Source organism: Flavobacteriales bacterium TMED191, assembly GCA_002171975.2.
Lineage (GTDB): Bacteria > Bacteroidota > Bacteroidia > Flavobacteriales > TMED113.
Window position 1 is genome coordinate 24,626 of the sequence record NHIO02000052.1, and the last position, 20,944, is coordinate 45,569.

Below are 20,944 nucleotides of genomic sequence, written 5' to 3' on the forward strand. Positions count from 1 at the left end.
ATGAAAATAAGAAAAGACATAATAAAACATTCATTATTTAAAATTATTGGAGAATGTAGTGATCAATTAGGAATGAAAGCATTTGTTATTGGCGGCTGGGTAAGGGATTCTATTTTAAAAAGAAAAAATTTAATTACAGAATTTGATATTGTATCTGATGAAGATGGAATTAAATTGGCAAAAAAAGTTGCCAATAAATTAAAATTAGATAAAATTAGTATATACAAAACTTTTGGTACTGCTGCAATTCAATATAAGGATATTAAAATAGAATTTAATGGTGCAAGAAAGGAATCTTACAATCCCTCAAGTAGAAATCCTAAAGTAATTAAAGGTTCTATTGAAGATGATCAAAAAAGAAGAGACTTTACTATAAATGCAATGGCAGTAAGTTTAAATAAAGATAATTTTGGTGAATTCATAGATCCATTTGATGGGATAGGAGATATTAAAAATAAAATTATCAAAACACCCTTAGAGCCAAATCAGACATATAGCGATGATCCTCTTAGAATGATGAGAGCGATTAGGTTTGCTAGTACTTTACATTTCAATATAGATGATGCTTCTCTAAATGCAATTAAACAAAACAAAGCAAGGTTAAAAATTGTAAAACAAGAACGAATTACAGAAGAATTAAACAAAATTATTTTGTCAAAAAAACCTTCAAGGGGTTTTAAAATTTTATCAGAAACTGGCTTGCTCCAACTTTTTTTTCCTGAATTTCAATTACTACACGGCGTGGATAATATTGGGGGAATTAAACATAAAGATAACTTCTATCACTCACTAGAGGTATTAGACAATATCAGTAAAAAAAGTGATAATCTATGGTTAAGATGGTCCGCTATTTTACATGATATAGCAAAACCAGCAACAAAAAGATTTGATAAAAAAAATGGCTGGACATTTCATGGACATGAACATCTTGGATCTAAAATGGTTCCTACAATATTTAAAAGATTAAAACTTCCTATGAATGAAAAAATGCAATATGTTCAAAAATTAGTATTATTACATTTAAGACCAATTGCATTATCTAAAGAAAACGTAACAGAATCTGGTATAAGGAGACTGTTATTTGATGCACAAGAAACAATAGAAGACTTAATGTTATTATGTACTGCTGATATAACTTCAAAAAATGAATATAAAGTTCACAAATACAAAAACAATTTAAAATTAGTATATCAACAATTAAAAGAAGTGGAAGCCAGAGACAAAATTAGAAATTGGCAACCACCTATCGATGGTGATGTAATAATGAAAAAACTACAACTAAAACCGTCTAAAATAATAGGCATTATTAAAACACAAATTCGAGAAGCAATATTAGATGGAAAAATTAAAAACAATTATAATGAAGCAGAAAAATTTATGTATAAGATTGCAAAAGATTTAAGTATAAAACATTGAAAAAAAAAATACTAATTGTTTTAGCAGGTCCTACTGCAATAGGCAAGACAAGTCTTGCAATTGAATTAGCAAAAGAATTTAAAACTGAAATAATTTCTGCAGATAGCCGACAGTTTTATAAAGAGTTAAATATTGGTGTAGCAAAACCTAGTGAAGCACAACTCAAACAAATAAAACATCACTTTATAGGACATATATCTGTACAAAAAAATTACTCAATTGGCAATTATGAAGCAGATAGCTTACAGTTAATAAATAACTTATTCAATAAACATGATATACTTTTCTTATGTGGTGGATCTGGACTATATGTAGATGCAATATGTGAAGGACTGAGTCCATTCCCTAAAGTTAGTAATGCAATCAGAAATAGACTTAAACAAGAATATGAAGAAAAAGGAATTCAAAAACTTCAAAAAAGACTTAAAAAAATTGACTTAGAATCTTATATGTCAATTGATAAGAATAATCCACAAAGACTTATAAGAGCATTAGAAATAAGCGAGGTAGGCGAAAAACCCTTTTCTTACTATAAAAAATTAAAAAAAGAGAAAAGAAACTTTCAAACATTATATATAGCATTAAACGAAAAAAGAGAGATACTTTATGAAAAAATAAATAATCGTACGCAAAAAATGATAAACGATGGTTTATTTAAAGAAGCTGAAAATTTATATAAATACAAAGATTTTCCAGCTCTACAAACTATTGGTTACCAAGAAATCTTTAAAAATTTAGAAAATATATATTCACTTGACAAGGCTATTGATGAAATTAAAAAGAATAGTAGAAGATATGCAAAAAGGCAAATAACATGGTTTAAAAAAGAAAAATATAACCAGTATAACATTAATCAAAAAGAAGATATAAAAAAACTGATTAGAAATTACTTATTATAGTATAATAATAAATTTTCAATAGGTTTTTTCAAAAATACACATTCAATATTTTTCTTTTCTAACAAGCTTATTATATAAGTTCTAAAATTAAAAGCAACACTACCAACAAAACCAAATTTAAGATTTTTATAATTAGGATAATTAAATGGATGAGCATCTAAAAATGATACAATAGATTGATTAATAATATCTTTAATAAGAAGATTGTGTTCAAATTTTTTTATTAAAATAGAAAAAGAAGCAATATATCTCTTAGGGTCTTTAGAAGAATATATAAATGATATTAAATCATCTTTGTTCATTTTTGTTATTTCATAAATAGCTTGATTTATTTCATAAAATAATTTATTGTTAAAATAATTAATTAATAATCTTCGCCCCAAATCAAAACCACTACCTTCATCTGAAAATAAATAACCTAAAGATGGAGTGATAGAATGATTTTTATAACCATCATAATAAGTACAATTAGAACCCGTCCCAAGGATACAGGAAATACCCTTTTCGTCAAAAAAAAGTGCACGACTAGCGCATAATATATCACTAAAAATAGACACTTCAATATTCGGAAAACGAGTATTAAAAATATTTTGGATTTTTATTTTAACATCATTAGTTGCTCCAGCAGTATAGAGGTCTAATGATATATTTTTTTCTTGTAAATTAAATTTTGAAAAAATATTTTGAAATTTTATAAATAATTCATTTTCAGAATCAAACATATTGACACCATCCGAGGAAAATATTTTTTTTTCTGACACTATTGCCCAATCTGAACTAGTTCCTCCATTATCTACAATTAACTTTATCATATTATTTTTTATTTATTTTCCATTTTGACCCCTCAATGGCAAGATTAACATTAGGGAAAATAGTTTTTGCTTCATCTAATAAAATACTTAAATCTTTGTATCGTGAAGAAAAATGACCTAAAAGTAGAGACTTAACATTTGCATTTTTGGCGACCATTGCAGCATCTAATGAAGTACTATGAAAAGTAGAGCGAGCTCTTTTGCTCATATTTGAATGAAATGTAGCTTCATGATATAACATATCAACTTCAAAAACATGTTCAATAATACCATCAAAATAAATTGTATCTGAACAATAAGCATATGAACGTGGAATGCTAGAATCGCTTGTAATTATTTGATTTTTAATAACTTCATTATCTGATGTTATATAATCTGAACCTGATTTTATAGATTTCAATAAATGAAAAGGTATATTATATTTTTCTATGGCACTCTTAATTAATCTTCTAGGACGTTTTTTTTCTTTCAGTTTAAATCCCCAACAAGGAATACGATGCTTTAAACCAAAACTAAATAACTCACAAGATTCATCTTCAAATATTCTTTTCATAGAAGAACCCTGCAAGGGGATAATATTTAATTTAAAAGAAAGCTCCGAATAAGATAGTTTAAAATGCAAATCTAAAATTTTAGCTATTCCCTTTGGAGCAAAAATGGTAACTTCTTTTTTTCTATTTAACAAGCTCATTGTTGACAATAGGCCTATTAGCCCTAAGTAATGATCTCCGTGTAAATGAGATATACATATAAACTGAATTTTTTGAATTTTAAAACTAAGTTTTCTTAATTGAATTTGAGTTCCTTCACCACAATCAAACAAAAAAAACCGCCCAAGTAGATTAACTAATTGGGCGGAAGGATATCTTGTTGAAGTTGGAGTAGCAGATGAGCTGCCTAAAATAGTAACCTCAAATAGCATAGTTATTTAATAATAACTTGCTTTGTAATAATTTGATCTCCATTAGATAAGGTGTAACTGTAAATTCCAGGAATTATATTAGAACAGTCAAATGACATTTCATTGTATCCAATATTTGCTTGCAATTTATTTGAATAAATAGAATTTCCTAATAAATCATATAGTCTAAAATCAACAATTCCAGATTGATTATTACCAAACTTTAAAGTAAAATAATTTTCAGCTGGATTGGGATATAATCCTAAATGTCTAAAAGTTCTAGCATCAACAATCTCTGCAGTAGAAGTATTATTATTCTCCTCTACAAGAAGAACTAAATAATTTAAAAATGTATCATCAGTAACTTCAACAGGAATTGGTAAACCAAAAACTTCATAAGTCGCAACAATATCTAATGCAACAGTTAAAGGATATGTGCCTACTGAAGTTGTTACCTCGTCAGAAGAAAGTTTTAAACAACCATACCCACCACCTTCAAAAACACAATTATTTTCTGTAATTGTACCGCTTGCATCTTGAGAAGCACACTCATAAGCAAAGTCAGAAGGTAATCCTAGTATATCATTAACACCTATTGAGGTAATAAATACAGGATCAAAATCTTGTGGACCTGAACCTAAATCATAAGTAATTGCAGTATCTGTTGGAATCCTCATATAAAAAAAGGTCTCATAAGATTCACCTAAAATAGCATGTGGTAGTGTAGTAGAAGTATCTGTCTCTGTTTCTACTTCATAAGCACCATCAGAGAGTCCCAATAAACCAGTAAAGTCAGTGTCAGGTACACACTGAGCATAAACAAAAGTACATGCAAAAGTACATGCCAAGAATAGTATATTTTTTATCATAATAATAATTTTAAATTAAATATTTCTAGTTAGTTCTTCCATATAAAAGTAATCAATAGCTTCCTCCAAGGTTTTGATGAATATAAGTTCTTGAGAATCTTTTTCTATCATATTGGAGACTAAGATAAATGATTTATTTGTTTTTTGCCAAATAAAATGAAAAGGAAGTAAAGATTTATAAACATCTAAAGAATTATAATCAAAACCCAAAAGGTTAATAATAACACTTAAATCTCCTTCTAAAGATTTTAAAAAAGTGATTAGATCTGAAAAGTCATTATTATTATTTACTTCACATAAATAATAATTAGATTTTTTACTAATTATCATTACTATTTATTTTTCAATTTAGTAGCTAAAAGATATAAAACAGCCATCCTAATAGCAACGCCGTTTTGAACTTGATTTAGTACAATTGACTGACTTGAGTCAATTACCTGACTACTAACTTCAACACCTCTATTAATTGGGCCAGGATGCATTAATAAGATATTATGATTTAAATTATCTAACATATTTTGATTTATACCAAAAAGCATTGCATATTCTCTATTGGATGGAAAAAATTTAAGTTTTTGCCTCTCAAGTTGAATTCTTAAAATATTGGCTACATCACACCATTCTAGGGATTCATTAATATTGTGACTCACTTCAACACCCAAAGTTTGTAAAAACTTAGGAAGCAATGTAGACGGACCACAAACACGAACCTTTGCACCTAATTTTTGAAGACATAAAATATTGGACAAAGCAACTCTGGAGTGTTTAATGTCACCAACAATTAAAACTTTAACGTCTTTTATTTTTCCATATTTTTTCTTAATGGAATATGCATCTAACAAAGCTTGAGTAGGATGTTCATGCGAACCATCTCCAGCGTTAACAATAATAGACGGAACGTGTCGAGAAAGAAATTCTGCTGCACCTGGAAAAGGATGTCTTAATACAATCATATCAACCTTCATGGCTAATATATTCTTAGTTGTATCAATTAAAGTTTCGCCTTTGGATAAGGATGATGATGACGCAGAAAAATTAACTATATCTGCTGACAGTCTTTTTTCAGCTAGTTCAAAAGAAACTCTTGTTCTTGTAGATGGTTCAAAAAATAAATTAGCGATAGTAATATCTCGTAATGTTGGAATCTTTTTAATTGGTCTCTCTAAAACCTCACAAAAATTATCTGCAAACTTAAAAATCAATTCTATATCAGTTTGACTTAAATTTTTAATGCCTAGTAAATTATTAACACTCAAATAAGTCATGATTTTTGATTTAATAAAATTACATTACTATTAACTTCATTTAAATTAACTACAACATGCTCATTGTCAATAACATCAACTGATCTACCAATATATTGAGGTTGTATTGGCAACTCTCTACTAAATCTTCTATCAATGAGGACTAATAATTCAACTGAATTGGGCCTACCAAAAGTAATTAGTGCATCTAAAGCAGATCTAACAGACCTTCCAGTAAATAAAACATCATCAACTAAAACAATATTTAAGTCTTCAATTGAAAAATCAATACTAGTAACATTTGGAAGGATAACTCCATCTCTTCTTCTAAAATCATCTCTAAAAAAAGTTGTATCTAAATGACCTATTTTAATTTTTTTTCCTGTATTTAGCTCTAAAATATTATGTATTTCACATGCCAATTCTACACCTCGCGGTTGAAGTCCAATTATAACACACTTATCAATATTTGTGATGTGATTTTCAATGATTTCAAAAGATAATCTTTTAACTGTCAAATTTAACTGACGTGAATTTAAAATTACTTTTTTTGTTTTAGACATTTATTAAAATATACTATTACAATATCAAAAATCATTTATTGTTGATCATCTATTTTATTTTTCAAATCAGATAATACATCTAAATCACCTAAAGTAGATTTACTGATTTTTGACTGAACATCCTTCATTACTTTTTTTCTTGAGACTTCTTCATGCTTCCTATTTTGTTTTTCTTCGTGCTCAAAATCAACAATATTATCTTTTAGGCAGACAATAATCCTCCTATTATCTTTAGAAAATTCAAGAACCTTAAATTCAGAGATTTCACCAACATCTAATTTCGTCTTATCTTTTTTAACACAATATCGTTTTGGTATATATCCCTCTAAACCTTCTTTTTTAAATATAACAGTAGCACCTTTTTCAAACACACTAACTACTTCTCCTTCATGAATTGAATCTTCTGTAAAAATTGTTTCATATATATCCCAGGGGTTTTCTTTTAATTGTTTATGACCTAAACTTAATCGCCTATTTTCACTATCCAATTCTAATACTAGAACATCCAACTTTTCTCCAATCTTTGTAAAATCAGCAGGATGTTTAATTTTTTGAGTCCACGATAAATCTGAAATATGTATTAAACCATCAACACCCTCTTCTAATTCAATAAAAATACCAAAATTAGTAAAGTTCTTAACAATACCCTTATGTTTAGATTCTATAGGATACTTTTCAACAATTTTCACCCAAGGATCAGGATAAAGTTGCTTAATTCCTAAAGACATTTTTCTCTCTTCCCTATCCAATGTTAAAACCTGAGCTTCAACCTCCTGACCAAGCTTAAGAAAATCTTGAGCAGATCTTAAATGGGTTGACCATGACATTTCTGAGACATGAATTAAAGCTTCAACACCAGGCATAATTTCAACAAACGCACCATAGTCAGCTAAAACAACCACATTAGCAGTCACCTTATCTCCTACTTGTAGTTTTTCATCCAAAGACTCCCAAGGATGTTCTGTTAACTGTTTTAGTCCTAGTTGGATTCTGGTTTTATTCTCATCAAAGTCTAGAGTTACAACTTTAATTTGTTGATCTAATTCAACAACTTCATTAGGATGTTGAATACGACTCCAAGATAAATCAGTAATATGAATTAAGCCGTCTACTCCACCTAAATCAACAAAAACTCCATAGGAAGTAATGTTTTTTACTACCCCTTCTAATATCTGACCTTTATCTAATTTAGAAATAATTTCTTTCTTCTGCTGTTCAATATCTTCTTCTATAAGAGCTTTATGAGAAACTACTATATTTTTAAATTCATGATTAATCTTGACAACTTTAAATTCCATGTTTTTCCCAACATACATGTCATAATCTCTAATAGGTTTTACGTCTATTTGAGAGCCTGGTAAAAAAGATTCTAGACCAAAAACATCTACTATCATCCCCCCCTTAGTTCTACACTTAATAAAACCAGGAACTACTGACTGTTCCTGATGAGCAACTTGAACTCTATCCCATGCCTGGAGAGCTCTTGCTTTTTTATGAGACAAGACCAACTGTCCTGTTTTATTTTCTTTCTGGTCGATAATAACTTCAACCAAATCACCAAGTTTATAATCTGAATTATATCTAAATTCATTTACTGAAATAACACCCTCTGACTTAGCACCAATATCAATAATAAAATCTCTATCAGTTTGTGCAACTATTTTGCCTTCAATAACTTTACTCTCATCTAAAATACTTAAAGTTTCATTATACATAGATTCTAACTCTTTGTACTCGGAATCAGTATAATGTTGTGCACCATCTTCATATTCAGACCAATCAAAATTTTCTAAAGAAACTGTTTTTTCATCCTTAATCTCGCTTAAACTTTGTGCTTCATGAATAATCTCTTCAGATTTTGTTGGCTCTTCAACTGTTGACTCTTCAACTTTTAACTCTTCAGCTTTTTTTGACTCTTCAACTTTTAACTCTTCAGATTTAATTGGCTCTTCGACTGTTGGCTCTTCAGATTTAATTGGCTCTTCGACTGTTGGCTCTTCGACTGTTGGCTCTTCAGATTTAATTGGCTCTTCAGCTTTAATTGGCTCTTCGACTGTTGGCTCTTCAGCTGCTGAATTATCAGTTAGTGACTTATCCAAACTTTTATTCACTGTTGAATCATCTATGTTATTTGAACTATTTGTATTTGTGTTTTCTGATGCTTCTATTTGATTTTCATCAGTATTATTTGATTGGCTCATCGTGTGACTTTTTGTATTTCATTTTATTTAGAAAGATTTAGAAAAAAATGAAAGTATTATTTATTTTATTAACAATTTCCTGTTTCATCTTTCCTTTAATCTAAAAAAACAGGTTCGCAAATATAAGAACTTAATTTTATATTTCGCTTTATTTCAATTATTTTTATGGTAGTTATTGAAAGTGACTAACGTTAAATCTTTTTATGAAAAAATTTGATATTCCTTTAAACTACTCTGCCAATATCATAGATGCTATAAGAAAAATAAGAGAAAAGTACGATCCTAGAAAAAAAGATCTTTCACCTAGTATTATTCAATTTGACAAAATTAACTTTTACATTGGAAGACATTTTGGTTTTTGTTATGGCGTAAAAAATGCTATAGAAATTTGCTATAATGCAATTAAGAATCATCCAAATAAAAAAATTTACTTATTGAGTGAAATGATACATAATCAATTAGTAAATCAGGATTTACAAGAAAATGGAATTTCTTTTATAATGGATACCAAAGGACAACAATTAATTAATTGGAATAAAATATCTAATAAAGATATTGTTATTATACCTGCATTTGGAACAAGTTTAGAAATATTGCAAATTCTTGAAGAAAAAAAAATTAATACAGAAAAATTTGATACAACATGTCCTTTTGTTTCAAAAGTTTGGAATAGATCCAAAGAAATTGCTCAACAAGGCTTTACTACTATAATACATGGAAAAGCGAACCATGAAGAAACACGATCCACATTCTCAAGAGCAAAGAAATATGGACCTGCCATAATTGTTGAAAAAATGGAAGACGTGCACACTCTATGTGAAGTAATTCGAAATAACGATAGTAATAAAAAAAAGTTATTTAAAAATAAAACATCGGCTGATTTTAATTTTACTACGGATTTAAAAAAAGTAGGAATTGTAAATCAAACAACAATGTTGGCATCAGAAACAAAAACCATTATTGAATTAATTACAAAAACATTTCAAAAAATTCATCAAAAAGAGGACGTACAAGAATATATTGCAAATACTAGAGACACATTATGTTATGCTACAAATGAAAACCAAGAAAGCACAATAGAATTACTAAAACATAATGTAGATATTGCAGTAATAGTTGGTGGATATAATAGCTCAAACACATCCCATTTGGCTGAACTAGCTGCTGAAAAGACTCAAACATTTTTCATAAATTCTGCCGAAAAAATATTTTCAAATAACAGTATAAAACATTTTGATATTTACACGAAAAAAGAAATTATTACAACAAATTTTCTTCCGAAAAAAACATGTAACATTATACTAACAAGTGGTGCATCTTGCCCGGACGTTATTATTGAAAAAGTAATGATAAAAATTAGTCAGCTTATGACAAACAAGATAAATTCTAATGAAGTGATAGAAATGTTTGAAAAAAAATATAAAACAATTTAATCATTTACATATTCCTTCTATACTCACCCCCTAATTTAAATAATCTTTCTGTAATTTGACCTAATGATTTTGTGTGAGAAATTGCCATAATACTTTCAAATATATTTCCATCTTTTTCAATACATTCTTCTAATAGACGTACTGAATCATTTAATGATTTTTTATGATTTGCTTTAAATAATTTAATTCCTTTAATTTGATTATTTTTTTCTTTAGAAGTAGATCTTATAATTTGTTTTGGCTTAATTGTAGGAGAACCATCTGAACCTAAAAATGTATTAACACCTATTATAGGATAATCACCAGTATGTTTTTTTGTTTCATAATAAATAGACTCCTCCTGTATCTTACCTCTTTGATACATTCTTTCCATTGCTCCAAGCACAGAACCTCTTTCAGTTAGTCTATCAAACTCTACTAAAACTGCTTCTTCAACCAAATTGGTTAATTCTTCAATTATGAAAGAACCTTGTAATGGATTTTGATTTTTTGCTAAGCCAAGCTCCTTATTAATAATTAATTGAATTGCAACTGCCCTTCTGACAGATTCTTCAGTGGGGGTTGTAATAGCTTCATCATAAGCGTTAGTGTGTAAAGAATTACAATTGTCATAAATTGCATATAATGCTTGTAAAGTTGTCCTTATATCATTAAATGAAATTTCTTGTGCATGCAATGAACGACCAGATGTTTGAATATGATATTTCAATTTTTGAGCTCTTTCATTTGCACCATAATTTAATTTCATTGCTTTTGACCATATTCTTCTTGCAACTCTACCAATCACAGCATATTCAGGATCAATACCATTAGAAAAGAAAAACGATAAATTAGGTGCAAAATCATTAATAGACATACCACGACTTAAGTAATACTCAACATAAGTAAATCCATTAGCAAGTGTAAATGCAAGCTGAGTAATTGGGTTAGCACCAGCTTCTGCTATGTGATATCCTGAAATTGAAACAGAGTAAAAATTTCTAACTTTATTTTTAATAAAAAAATCTTGTATATCTGCCATCATTCTTAATGCAAAATGAGTTGAAAAAATACATGTATTTTGTGCTTGATCTTCTTTTAAAATATCAGCTTGAACTGTCCCTCTAACAAGAGAGAGAGTTTTCTTTTTGATATTTTCGTATATTTTTTTTTCTAGCACATCTAAACCTGAAACACCTAATAGATACAGGCCTAAACCATTATGGCCTCTTGGTAAATTACTATTATATTTTGGGCGAACTCTATCCTTATATATCTTATTAATTTTTTTTTCTACATCTAACTCAAGGTTGTTTTCTTTAATATATAATTCACATTGCTGATCAATTGCGGCATTGAGAAAAAATGCTAATACCATTGGAGCAGGTCCATTAATTGTCATAGAAACTGAAGTAGATGGTGCACATAAATTAAAACCGGAGTAAAGTTTTTTTGCGTCATCAATTGATGCAACAGAAACTCCAGCATTACCAATTTTACCATAAATATCAGGTCGCTTATGCGGATCCCTTCCATACAAAGTAACAGAGTCAAATGCAGTAGACAATCGAATACTTGACATATCTTGACTTAAATAATGAAACCTATGATTAGTTCTCTCGGGTGAACCTTCACCAGCAAACATTCGAGTTGGATCTTCACCTTCCCTTTTAAAAGGATAAATACCTGCAGTATAAGGAAACTCTCCAGGAAAATTTTCCTGTTTAATCCAGATTAACAAATCCTTCCATGAAGATATTCTAGGGACAGAAACTAAGGGGATTTTCAATCCAGACAAAGATTTAGTATAATTTTGAACTTCAATTTCTTTATCTCTTACTCTAAATTTAAAAACAGATTTTTTATATTTTTTTATTTTTTCATCAAATGTTTTCAAAAGTTTTAAATCATCTTTTGAAAAATCAGATGATAATTCAGAGATCTTTTCTTGTAAGTATTTTTTTGTATTTGAGTTATCCAAAATAGAAATACTCTTCAAAAGAGAATGAATTAAGTCAGCAATTTTTGACGAATTATCTACCTCATTATTATAATTTCTAATTGAATCTGATATTTCAGATAAGTACCTGATTCTTTTAGGAGGAATTAACTGATCCTTATTATTAGAAATAATTAAACTAGGAGATATACTATTAAAATAATCAGCTTTTTTCTTAAGTTTTTTCAAGAGATCATAATAAAATTGATTTAATCCATTGTTATTAAATTCAGATGCAACCGTACCATAAACTGGCATTGAATCAACAGATTTTTCAAAAAGAAGATGATTTCTTTGATATTGTTTTTTAACATCCTTTAATGCATCTAATGCTCCTAACTTATCAAATTTATTTAGAACAACAAAATCTGCAAAATCTAACATATCTATTTTCTCCAGTTGAGTAGGTGCTCCAAATTCTGGAGTCATAACGTATAATGAAAGGTCTGAGTAATCAACAATTTCAATATCTGACTGACCAATACCAGAAGTTTCTAAAATAATTAAGTCAAAATTTGCAGATTTCATCACTGACAATGTATCAGATATACTTTTTGATAGTGATAAATTAGACTTTCTTGTTGCCATAGATCTCATATAAACTCTATTATCATAGACAGAATTCATTCTTATTCTATCACCAAGTAATGCTCCACCTGTTTTTTTCTTAGATGGATCTACACATACTATCCCAATAGAAATATCATTAAAATCATTTAGCATTCTCCTAATTATTTCGTCAACAAACGATGACTTACCTGCTCCTCCAGTACCTGTAACACCAACTACAAAAGAACTTGATGAGTTGGATTCGTTTTTAAAAAATGAAGTAATATCACTTTTTAATTTAAAAGAGTTTTCAAATAATGAAATAGATCGAGCAACAGATTTTGAATCGCGATTTCTAATATCAATTTTATTAGGCAGAAAATTATTTTTATTAATTGGGAAATCTGACTTTTTAACCAGATCATTAATCATACCTTGTAAGCCCATTTTTCTACCATCATCAGGATGATAAATTCTCGCAATACCATAATCATGCAGTTCTTGAATTTCTTCAGGCAATATTGTACCCCCTCCGCCTCCAAAAATTTTAATATGACTCGATTTTTTCAGACTAAGTAAATCAAACATATACTTAAAATACTCCATATGTCCGCCTTGATAAGAAGTAATTGCAATAGAGTTTGCATCCTCTTGTATTGCACAATTAACAACTTCTTCAACACTTCTATCATGCCCTAAATGAATCACTTCACAACCAGTTGATTGTAAAATTCTTCGCATAATATTAATAGAAGCATCGTGACCATCAAAAAGAGAAGCTGCAGTAATAATTCTTATTTTATTTTTTGGCGTATATTTTTTAGGTAGGTTCATTAAATGAGTTTAATTGTTCTTGTAGTGATTTTAACTTATTAACAGTGTCATTCTTTTTTTTCAACTCTATTTCAATAACTTTTTTCGGAGCATTCTTAACAAAATTTTCATTTGAAAGTTTTTTATCAATAGAATTTAAAAATCCGTTTAAATAAGTGATTTTTTCATTAATCTTTATTATTTCATTTTTAGAATCAATTTTGAATACAATAGGAATGTAATACTTATTAACATCTACTAAAAAAGGAAATAAATTGTCCGAATTATTAGATAATAATTTTACTTGATTTAAATTACACATCTTTTTTAAAACTTCGGACAAAGGAACAGAATTTGATGCTTCATAAATAAGGTCCAATGATTGTTTAAAAGGAATGTTTTTTTCTTTTCTGATTTTTCTAATTTCAGCTACCACTTTAAATAAATGATCAAATTCTAATAACATGTTTTCATCAATAGAATCTGAATTTAATTCAGGCCATCTAGCAAAAGAAATAGATTGACCTTTTTTTCTTTGTTGTAAACTTTGCCAAATTTCCTCAGTCACAAAAGGCATAAAGGGATGCAGACAAGTTAATAAAGTACTAAAAAACTCAATTGTTTGTTCTTTTGTAGAAGAAGAAATATTTTTATCAAAAGGTTTAATAAGTTCTAAATAACTACTGCAAAAATCGTCCCAGATTAACTTATATAATGTCATAAGACAGTCTGAAATTCTGAATTCTAAAAACAACCTATCTAGTTTTTTCAATTCTAATCTAAGTTTGTGACTAAACCATCTAATTGCTGATTTTTCAATTACATTACAATCAGAGTCACTAACACTCCATGAATCAACTAGCCGAAATGCATTCCAAATCTTATTAGAGAAATTTCTGCCTTGCTCACATAAACTTTCGTCAAAAAGTAAATCATTTCCAGCAGGAGACGCAAATAACATAGCTGTTCTAACACCGTCCGCTCCATATAAGTCAATTAGTTGAATGGGATCAGGAGAATTTCCTAAAGATTTTGACATTTTTCTTCTTTTTTTGTCTCTCACAATGCCCGTAAAATACACATTTTTAAAAGGTGCAATATTCTCGAATTCATATCCAGCCATAATCATTCTTGCAACCCAAAAAAACAAAATATCAGGTCCTGTTACCAAATCATCAGTAGCATAATAATACTTAAAATCTGGATTATCTGGATTCCTAATGCCATCGAATACACTCAAAGGCCAAAGCCAAGAAGAAAACCAAGTATCTAATACATCTTCATCCTGTCTTAGATCAGATAATTTTAAATTATAATTATTTGATTTCTCTTGCGCAATTGATAGTGCCATTGATTTATTTTCAGCAACTACATAATCAGAATCATTATAATAATACACCGGTATTTGATGGCCCCACCAAAGCTGTCTTGACAAACACCAATCTCTAATATTTTCCATCCAATACTTGTAAGTACTTATTGTTTTTTTAGGATAAAAATTAACAGACTGATTCAAAACACTTTGTAATGCAGGTTTAGCTAAATTTCCCATCTTCATAAACCATTGAGTAGAAATTCTTGGCTCTATAACAACATCTGTTCTTTCAGAAAAACCAACTTTATTCTTAATAGATTCAACTTTATTTAACTGTCCAACTTTATCAATTGCTTGTATAATTTTTTTTCTTACAACAAATCTATCTTCTCCAATATATAATTGACCATTTTTATGAATTAACCCATCTTCGTCAATAACTGAAATAATTTCTAAATTATTTTTTTTACCAATTAAATAATCATTAATATCATGAGCAGGTGTAACCTTTAAAGCACCGGTCCCAAATTCCGAATCTATATAATCATCAGTTATAATGGGTATCTCCCTATTAATAAGTGGAACAAAAACTTTTTTGCCTATAATTTTTTTATATCTTTTATCACTAGGATTTACACAAATAGCAGTGTCTCCCAAAATGGTTTCTGGCCTTGTAGTAGCTACCGTAATTACAGAGTTAGAATCAAGAATTTTATAATCCACATAGTACAGATTAGAGTTTTGTTCTTTATAAATCACCTCTTCATCTGAAATCGCTGTTTTAGCCTTAGGATCCCAATTAATCATTTTGTCTCCTCTATAAATTAAGCCCTTATTATATAGTCTAACAAATGTTTTAATCACAGACTCTGACATATCATCATCCATAGTGAATTTCAGTCTACTCCAATCACAAGAAACACCTAACCGTTTTAACTGCTGTAAAATAATCCCACCATGTTTATTTGTCCATTGCCAAGCATGTTTTAAGAATTACTCTCTTGATAAATTACTTTTATCAACCCCATCATCTTTTAATTTATTTAAAACCTTTGCTTCAGTTGCAATTGATGCATGATCAGTTCCTGGAACCCAGCAAGCATTAAAACCTAATAATCTAGCTCTTCTAATTAAAACATCTTGGATAGTATTATTTAGCATATGTCCCATATGTAAAACACCTGTTACATTTGGTGGAGGAATCAAAATAGTATAAGGTTTTTTATTATTGGGTTCTGAGTGAAAAAGATTATTCTCCATCCAATAGTTATACCATTTTAACTCTATGTCTTTCGGATTATATTTAGACTCCATAAATTTTTAAATAAAAAAACACAATTTACATATTTTTTACTAGATATGATTAGTATTGAATTCGTTGATTTTTAATTTGTAAAATTTAAGATAAAAATATAGCTTTGTTAAATCCTTAACTTTACATTTTAATCATGAAAAAAATATATTTTATTTTACTAATTGTATTTACCTATAATCTAATTACAGCTCAGGAAGAACTAACAATTAATTATAATGCACCAATAATCTCATTTGAAACTGAATTAATTGACCTAGGTACATTCATGCAATATGATGACCCAAGCTCAAAATGTGAATTCGTATTTACAAACACTGGTAAAGAGCCCTTGATTATATCAAAAGCTAAGGGGTCTTGTGGATGCACAGTTCCAAACTGGCCAAAAGAACCTATTATGTCTGGAGAATCAGGTGTAATTCAAGTAAACTATGATGAAAAAAGAATTGGTTCATTTAATAAAAGTATTACTATTACTTCAAATGCAAAAAACTCACCGCAAATTATCAAAGTCAAAGGAAAAATCTTAGCAACAGAAAAGAAAAATACCCAACCTATAAAAAAACAATCTAATTTAGCTCCAATAGCAAAATAACTTGTAATATTATGCCAAAGATTTCACAAAAAGGCAAACAAATGCCTGAATCTCCAATACGTAAACTTGTTCCGTTTGCTGAAAAAGCAAAAAAATCAGGTAAAGAAGTCTTACACCTAAATATTGGACAGCCAGATGTATTACCGCCAATAAATGTGATGCAAAAAATCAATAACTTTGATATTAAATCATTAACATATAGCCACTCAGCAGGAATAGAAGATTATCGTAAAAAGTTAGCAAGATATTACCAGAAAATCGAACCAAAAATTTCGTATAATGATATTTTAATTACAACTGGTGGCTCCGAAGCTCTTAATACAATTATAAACTGCATATGTGACCCTGAAGATGAAATTATAATTCCAGACCCCTATTATGCAAATTACAATGGATTCACAAACTCATGCAATGTTAATATTGTACCAATCTTATGTGATATTAATAACAATTTTAAATTACCCAACACTAAGCAATTTGAAGAAAAAATATCAAAAAAAACTAAAGCAATACTAATATGTAATCCTGGTAATCCCACTGGAGTACTATATTCAAAAAAGGAATTAAAGTCATTAGCAATGATTGTCAAAAAATATGATATTTTTCTCATTGCTGATGAAGTTTACAGAGAATTTATCTATGACAATCACTCTCATTATTCTGTATTAAAACTAAACAGTATAAAAGACAACACAATTATTATTGACTCTGTTTCTAAAAGATACAGTATGTGTGGAGCAAGAATAGGAGCTATAATCTCAAAAAATAATCAAATCATTAATACTGCATTAAAGTTTTCACAGGCCCGACTGAGTCCACCAACACTAGGACAATTAGCTGCTATGGAAGCCTTAAATACAGATAGTGATTATTTTGAAAAAGTAATTAAAGAGTATAGCATACGTAGAAACATACTAGTAAATGATATCAGACAAATTCCTGGTGTCACATGCCCATTACCAAAGGGTGCATTTTATTGTATTGTAGAGCTACCTGTAAAAAATGCAGAAACATTTTGTCAATGGCTTCTTGAAAGCTTTCATATTGAAAATACGACAGTTATGTTAGCTCCTGCAAACGGTTTTTATAATAAAAAGAATTTGATTTATAATCAAGTGCGAATTGCATATGTTTTGGAAAGTGCAAAACTCAGAATTGCTGCTAATATCATTAAAAAAGGTCTACAAGAATATAGTGACTAATTATATAATAAGTATTTTGACCTAATCAACTTGAATTCTTTAATATCTTCAGCCCAACTTTCACGAATATCAATTATAGATACATTATTAATCAATTGCATTTGCAACTTATCATTTCCTGCTAGAGTATTAAAAAAAGAATTGAAAAATTCTGATTTTATATTCTTAGGAGCTAGTCTATAAGAATTAATTAAAAAATCTAAATTTATTTGATCTAATATCACATCATTATCTAAATAATAATTTCGCAAATCGAATCCAAAACATTTTTCATTATTATATTTTGGGTTATTAGCACCAAAATTAGATCTTGGTATAAATTGATAGTTTGTGTCAAAAAAAGGGGCTCCATAAATTTGAAAAGGCTGATTAGTCCCTCTGCCAACACTAACAACTGTGCCTTCAAAAAAACATAATGATGGGTATAGTAAAATTGCAGACAAACTTCTTAAATTAGGTGACGGTGGAATCTCATATTTTATTTTACTAGAACGATTATAATCAATGTTTTCCACAACCTCCATAGAACAAACTAAACTACCCTGCAACCATCCTTCTCCATTAATCATAAGAGAATACTCACCTATAGTCATTCCATATACAACCGGAACCTCATGCATACCCACAAAAGAAGCGAAGTTTTTATCTAAAAGCGGACCATCTACATAATTGGCATGAGGATTAGGTCGGTCTAAAACAATTAGGTTAACATCATTTTTAGCACAAGCTTCCATCACATAATGTAATGTAGATATATATGTATAAAAACGAACTCCAACGTCTTGAAGATCAAATAAAATAACATCAATATCTTGTAAATAAATATCTTGAATTTCCTTATTCTTACCATATAAAGAAATAGTTGGAATACCATTATATTCAGAATTTTCAACATACTCACCTGCATTAAAATTACCACCAAAACCATGTTCGGGAGAAAAAATATAGTTAATATCAATAGATAAACTTAACAAGGTATCAACTAAATGTGTTTTATTTAAAACTGATGAATGATTAACAACAAGACCTATATTTTTATTTTTTAATTTATTTATATAATTGTCAATATCATAAATTCCAGGCTTTTGAGCTAAAAGTAAATTAAAAACGCAACATAGTGAGTAGATAAAAAAAATGAATTTCTTTAATTTCATATATTTGAATTTAATAATTTTATATCTCAAAAATTGAATTTCGAATTATTTATTGCAAAAAGACTTTCAAAGTCTAAACTTAACAGATACTACTACTCAGGACCTATAATTAATATTTGTCAAATCGCTATATCTATTAGTGTGATCATTATGATTATTAGCATTTCAACTGGCAAAGGACTACAATTAACTATTATTAACAATATCAAAAATACTGACTCCGATATAGTAATTGCAAATATTAATAACAAAAATGAAACACAATACATTAATATAAGTGATGAAGAGTTATCAGTTATTCAAAATATTAATGGCATCGAAGAGATTAACCCCATAATCAACAAATCTGCAATAATTAATAAAGATGACAATCTAAAAGGAGTGATTGTAAAAGGAATTTTTCCAAGATATAAAAATGAAATAATTAAAAATTATATTATAGAAGGGTCATATTTAAATAAAAATGCTAAAAATGAATTATTAGTCTCTCAAAATCAAGCACAAAATTTAAAGCTAAAAATTGGCGACAACTGCTTACTATATTTTCTTTCTAAGAATAATAATATTCAAAAAAGATTATTCATAATCACTGGAATATTTGATATGCAAAATGAAGTATTTAATGACAACTACTGCTTTACCAACAATGAAACATTACAGAAAATAAACAAATGGTCAAGCAAGGAATTTAGTAAATATGAAATATCCTTAAAAAAAGACGCTCCAATTGAAAAAATAACCAAAAAAATCAATAAAAATTTAAAATATAATTTGGTAGCTAATTCCTTAGAAAATAGATTCTCAAATCTTTTTACATGGATTAATTTATTTGATAAAAATATATTTATTTTAATAATAATAATGTGTATGATATGCATAATAAATATGACAAATTCATTGTTAATTCTAATGCTAGAAAGAATAAAAATGATTGGAACACTTAAGTCATTCGGGTGTGGCAACATATCAATCCTAAAAATATTTTTATTTAATAGTTTTGAGATATCAATAAAGGGTATTATATACGGAAACGTAATTGGTTTAAGCTTATGTTTTATACAAAAATATACAAGAATAATTCAATTAGATCCGGTTTCATACTTTATTGATTACGTACCAATTGATATAAATATTTCACATATTATATTAATTAATATTATTACTTTTATAATTATTCAAGTGAGTATCATTGTTCCATATGTTATAATTCAAAAAATCACACCTTCAAATATTTTAAAAATTAATTAAATGGATTACGTAGAACATATTACAGAATTAATAGGTAACACACCACTAGTTAAATTGAATAAAATTGTAAAAAATACTAAAGGCATATTTTTAGCAAAATTAGAATCTTTTAATCCTGGCCATTCAATAAAAGATAGAATTGGAGGAAAAATGATTGAGGATGCTGAAAAAAATAATCTATTAAAACCTGGAGGTACAATAATAGAATCAACATCTGGTAATACTGGAATGGGTCTTGCACTATCTGCAATTAGAAAGGGATATAAAATGATTGTAACTATGCCGGACAAAATGTCCTCAGAAAAAATCGATATTTTACGTGCTATAGGAGTAGAGGTTATTATAACGCCAACAAATGTAAAGCCCGAAGATATAAAATCATATTACTCAGTTGCAAAAAATTTACAAAAAAAAATTAAAAATAGTTTTTATATAAATCA

At 28.3% G+C, this 20,944-nt stretch carries 16 protein-coding genes and 1 pseudogene; 7 read left to right on the forward strand and 10 right to left on the reverse strand.

The window, feature by feature from the left end:
• Together CBD51_006360 and miaA are read left to right on the forward strand one after the other, a co-directional pair.
• Positions 1–1,416: an HD domain-containing protein gene (locus CBD51_006360; GenBank protein ID RPG57949.1), complete on the forward strand. Its 1,416-nt coding sequence runs from the start codon at positions 1–3 to the stop codon at positions 1,414–1,416.
• Positions 1,413–2,315 (forward strand): tRNA (adenosine(37)-N6)-dimethylallyltransferase MiaA, encoded by a 903-nt coding sequence (gene miaA, locus CBD51_006365; protein ID RPG57950.1) that lies wholly within the window; start codon positions 1,413–1,415, stop codon positions 2,313–2,315. Before CBD51_006360 ends, miaA begins: the two co-directional genes overlap by 4 nt.
• Here the strand turns inward: miaA and CBD51_006370 are convergent.
• The 7 genes from CBD51_006370 to CBD51_006400 are packed head-to-tail and all read right to left on the reverse strand — an operon-like array spanning position 2,303 to position 8,905.
• On the reverse strand, positions 2,303–3,127 hold the full coding sequence (locus tag CBD51_006370) for a hypothetical protein (protein RPG57951.1): 825 nt from the start codon (positions 3,125–3,127) through the stop codon (positions 2,303–2,305). The genes miaA and CBD51_006370 overlap by 13 nt on opposite strands.
• Position 3,128: 1 nt before the next feature.
• Positions 3,129–4,049, reverse strand: coding sequence for a ribonuclease Z (locus CBD51_006375; protein RPG57952.1), 921 nt, complete (start codon positions 4,047–4,049; stop codon positions 3,129–3,131).
• 2 nt (positions 4,050–4,051) lie between these two features.
• Positions 4,052–4,897 carry a T9SS C-terminal target domain-containing protein gene (locus CBD51_006380; protein RPG57953.1) on the reverse strand — a complete coding sequence of 282 codons (846 nt, stop codon included), beginning with the start codon at positions 4,895–4,897 and terminating at the stop codon, positions 4,052–4,054.
• A 15-nt stretch (positions 4,898–4,912) separates the two neighbouring features.
• Positions 4,913–5,227 (reverse strand): hypothetical protein, encoded by a 315-nt coding sequence (locus CBD51_006385; protein ID RPG57954.1) that lies wholly within the window; start codon positions 5,225–5,227, stop codon positions 4,913–4,915.
• Between the two features lie 2 nt (positions 5,228–5,229).
• Positions 5,230–6,162 carry an aspartate carbamoyltransferase catalytic subunit gene (locus CBD51_006390; GenBank protein RPG57955.1) on the reverse strand — a complete coding sequence of 311 codons (933 nt, stop codon included), beginning with the start codon at positions 6,160–6,162 and terminating at the stop codon, positions 5,230–5,232.
• A complete protein-coding gene (pyrR, locus tag CBD51_006395; protein ID RPG57956.1) occupies positions 6,159–6,704 on the reverse strand; it encodes a bifunctional pyr operon transcriptional regulator/uracil phosphoribosyltransferase PyrR in 546 nt (181 codons plus the stop codon). Before pyrR ends, CBD51_006390 begins: the two co-directional genes overlap by 4 nt.
• A 35-nt stretch (positions 6,705–6,739) precedes the next feature.
• Positions 6,740–8,905, reverse strand: a complete 2,166-nt coding sequence (locus tag CBD51_006400; protein ID RPG57957.1) for a 30S ribosomal protein S1 — start codon at positions 8,903–8,905, stop codon at positions 6,740–6,742.
• A gap of 203 nt (positions 8,906–9,108) precedes the next feature.
• Here CBD51_006400 and ispH point away from each other — a divergent pair, with 203 nt between their 5' ends.
• Positions 9,109–10,338 (forward strand): 4-hydroxy-3-methylbut-2-enyl diphosphate reductase, encoded by a 1,230-nt coding sequence (gene ispH, locus CBD51_006405; GenBank protein ID RPG57958.1) that lies wholly within the window; start codon positions 9,109–9,111, stop codon positions 10,336–10,338.
• 4 nt (positions 10,339–10,342) lie between these two features.
• Here the strand turns inward: ispH and CBD51_006410 are convergent, their stop codons facing one another.
• Both CBD51_006410 and CBD51_006415 read right to left on the reverse strand, forming a co-directional pair.
• A complete protein-coding gene (locus CBD51_006410) occupies positions 10,343–13,699 on the reverse strand; it encodes a methylmalonyl-CoA mutase (GenBank protein RPG57959.1) in 3,357 nt (1,118 codons plus the stop codon).
• Positions 13,686–16,307: pseudogene (locus tag CBD51_006415) on the reverse strand (valine--tRNA ligase). The gene CBD51_006410 and the pseudogene CBD51_006415 overlap by 14 nt, the downstream one beginning before the upstream one ends.
• A 134-nt stretch (positions 16,308–16,441) precedes the next feature.
• Here CBD51_006415 and CBD51_006420 point away from each other — a divergent pair.
• Both CBD51_006420 and CBD51_006425 read left to right on the forward strand, forming a co-directional pair.
• Positions 16,442–16,900 (forward strand): DUF1573 domain-containing protein, encoded by a 459-nt coding sequence (locus CBD51_006420; GenBank protein RPG57960.1) that lies wholly within the window; start codon positions 16,442–16,444, stop codon positions 16,898–16,900.
• A gap of 11 nt (positions 16,901–16,911) precedes the next feature.
• Positions 16,912–18,102: a pyridoxal phosphate-dependent aminotransferase gene (locus CBD51_006425; protein RPG57961.1), complete on the forward strand. Its 1,191-nt coding sequence runs from the start codon at positions 16,912–16,914 to the stop codon at positions 18,100–18,102.
• On the opposite strand, the gene CBD51_006430 is transcribed toward CBD51_006425, so the two are convergent.
• Positions 18,099–19,256, reverse strand: a complete 1,158-nt coding sequence (locus CBD51_006430; GenBank protein RPG57962.1) for a DUF1343 domain-containing protein — start codon at positions 19,254–19,256, stop codon at positions 18,099–18,101. The two genes, CBD51_006425 and CBD51_006430, sit on opposite strands and share 4 nt — an antisense overlap.
• A gap of 33 nt (positions 19,257–19,289) precedes the next feature.
• On the opposite strand from CBD51_006430, the gene CBD51_006435 reads away from it, so the two are divergent.
• Both CBD51_006435 and CBD51_006440 read left to right on the forward strand, forming a co-directional pair.
• Complete coding sequence (locus CBD51_006435) at positions 19,290–20,504, forward strand: FtsX-like permease family protein (GenBank protein ID RPG57963.1); 1,215 nt, start codon at positions 19,290–19,292, stop codon at positions 20,502–20,504.
• Positions 20,505–20,944: pyridoxal-phosphate dependent enzyme (locus CBD51_006440; protein RPG57964.1), on the forward strand; the 440-nt coding region annotated here is incomplete at its 3' end.

Bases quoted from the DNA above. Each gene is read 5' to 3' on its own strand.
- CBD51_006370 (RPG57951.1), bottom strand. From the start codon at position 3,127: ATGATAAAGTTAATTGTAGATAATGGAGGAACTAGTTCAGATTGGGCA.
- CBD51_006420 (RPG57960.1), top strand. From the start codon at position 16,442: ATGAAAAAAATATATTTTATTTTACTAATTGTATTTACCTATAATCTA.
- CBD51_006385 (RPG57954.1), bottom strand. From the start codon at position 5,227: ATGATAATTAGTAAAAAATCTAATTATTATTTATGTGAAGTAAATAAT.
- CBD51_006410 (RPG57959.1), bottom strand. From the start codon at position 13,699: ATGAACCTACCTAAAAAATATACGCCAAAAAATAAAATAAGAATTATT.
- CBD51_006390 (RPG57955.1), bottom strand. From the start codon at position 6,162: ATGACTTATTTGAGTGTTAATAATTTACTAGGCATTAAAAATTTAAGT.
- ispH (RPG57958.1), top strand. From the start codon at position 9,109: ATGAAAAAATTTGATATTCCTTTAAACTACTCTGCCAATATCATAGAT.
- CBD51_006430 (RPG57962.1), bottom strand. From the start codon at position 19,256: ATGAAATTAAAGAAATTCATTTTTTTTATCTACTCACTATGTTGCGTT.
- CBD51_006425 (RPG57961.1), top strand. From the start codon at position 16,912: ATGCCAAAGATTTCACAAAAAGGCAAACAAATGCCTGAATCTCCAATA.
- CBD51_006360 (RPG57949.1), top strand. From the start codon at position 1: ATGAAAATAAGAAAAGACATAATAAAACATTCATTATTTAAAATTATT.
- CBD51_006400 (RPG57957.1), bottom strand. From the start codon at position 8,905: ATGAGCCAATCAAATAATACTGATGAAAATCAAATAGAAGCATCAGAA.
- pyrR (RPG57956.1), bottom strand. From the start codon at position 6,704: ATGTCTAAAACAAAAAAAGTAATTTTAAATTCACGTCAGTTAAATTTG.
- CBD51_006380 (RPG57953.1), bottom strand. From the start codon at position 4,897: ATGATAAAAAATATACTATTCTTGGCATGTACTTTTGCATGTACTTTT.
- CBD51_006375 (RPG57952.1), bottom strand. From the start codon at position 4,049: ATGCTATTTGAGGTTACTATTTTAGGCAGCTCATCTGCTACTCCAACT.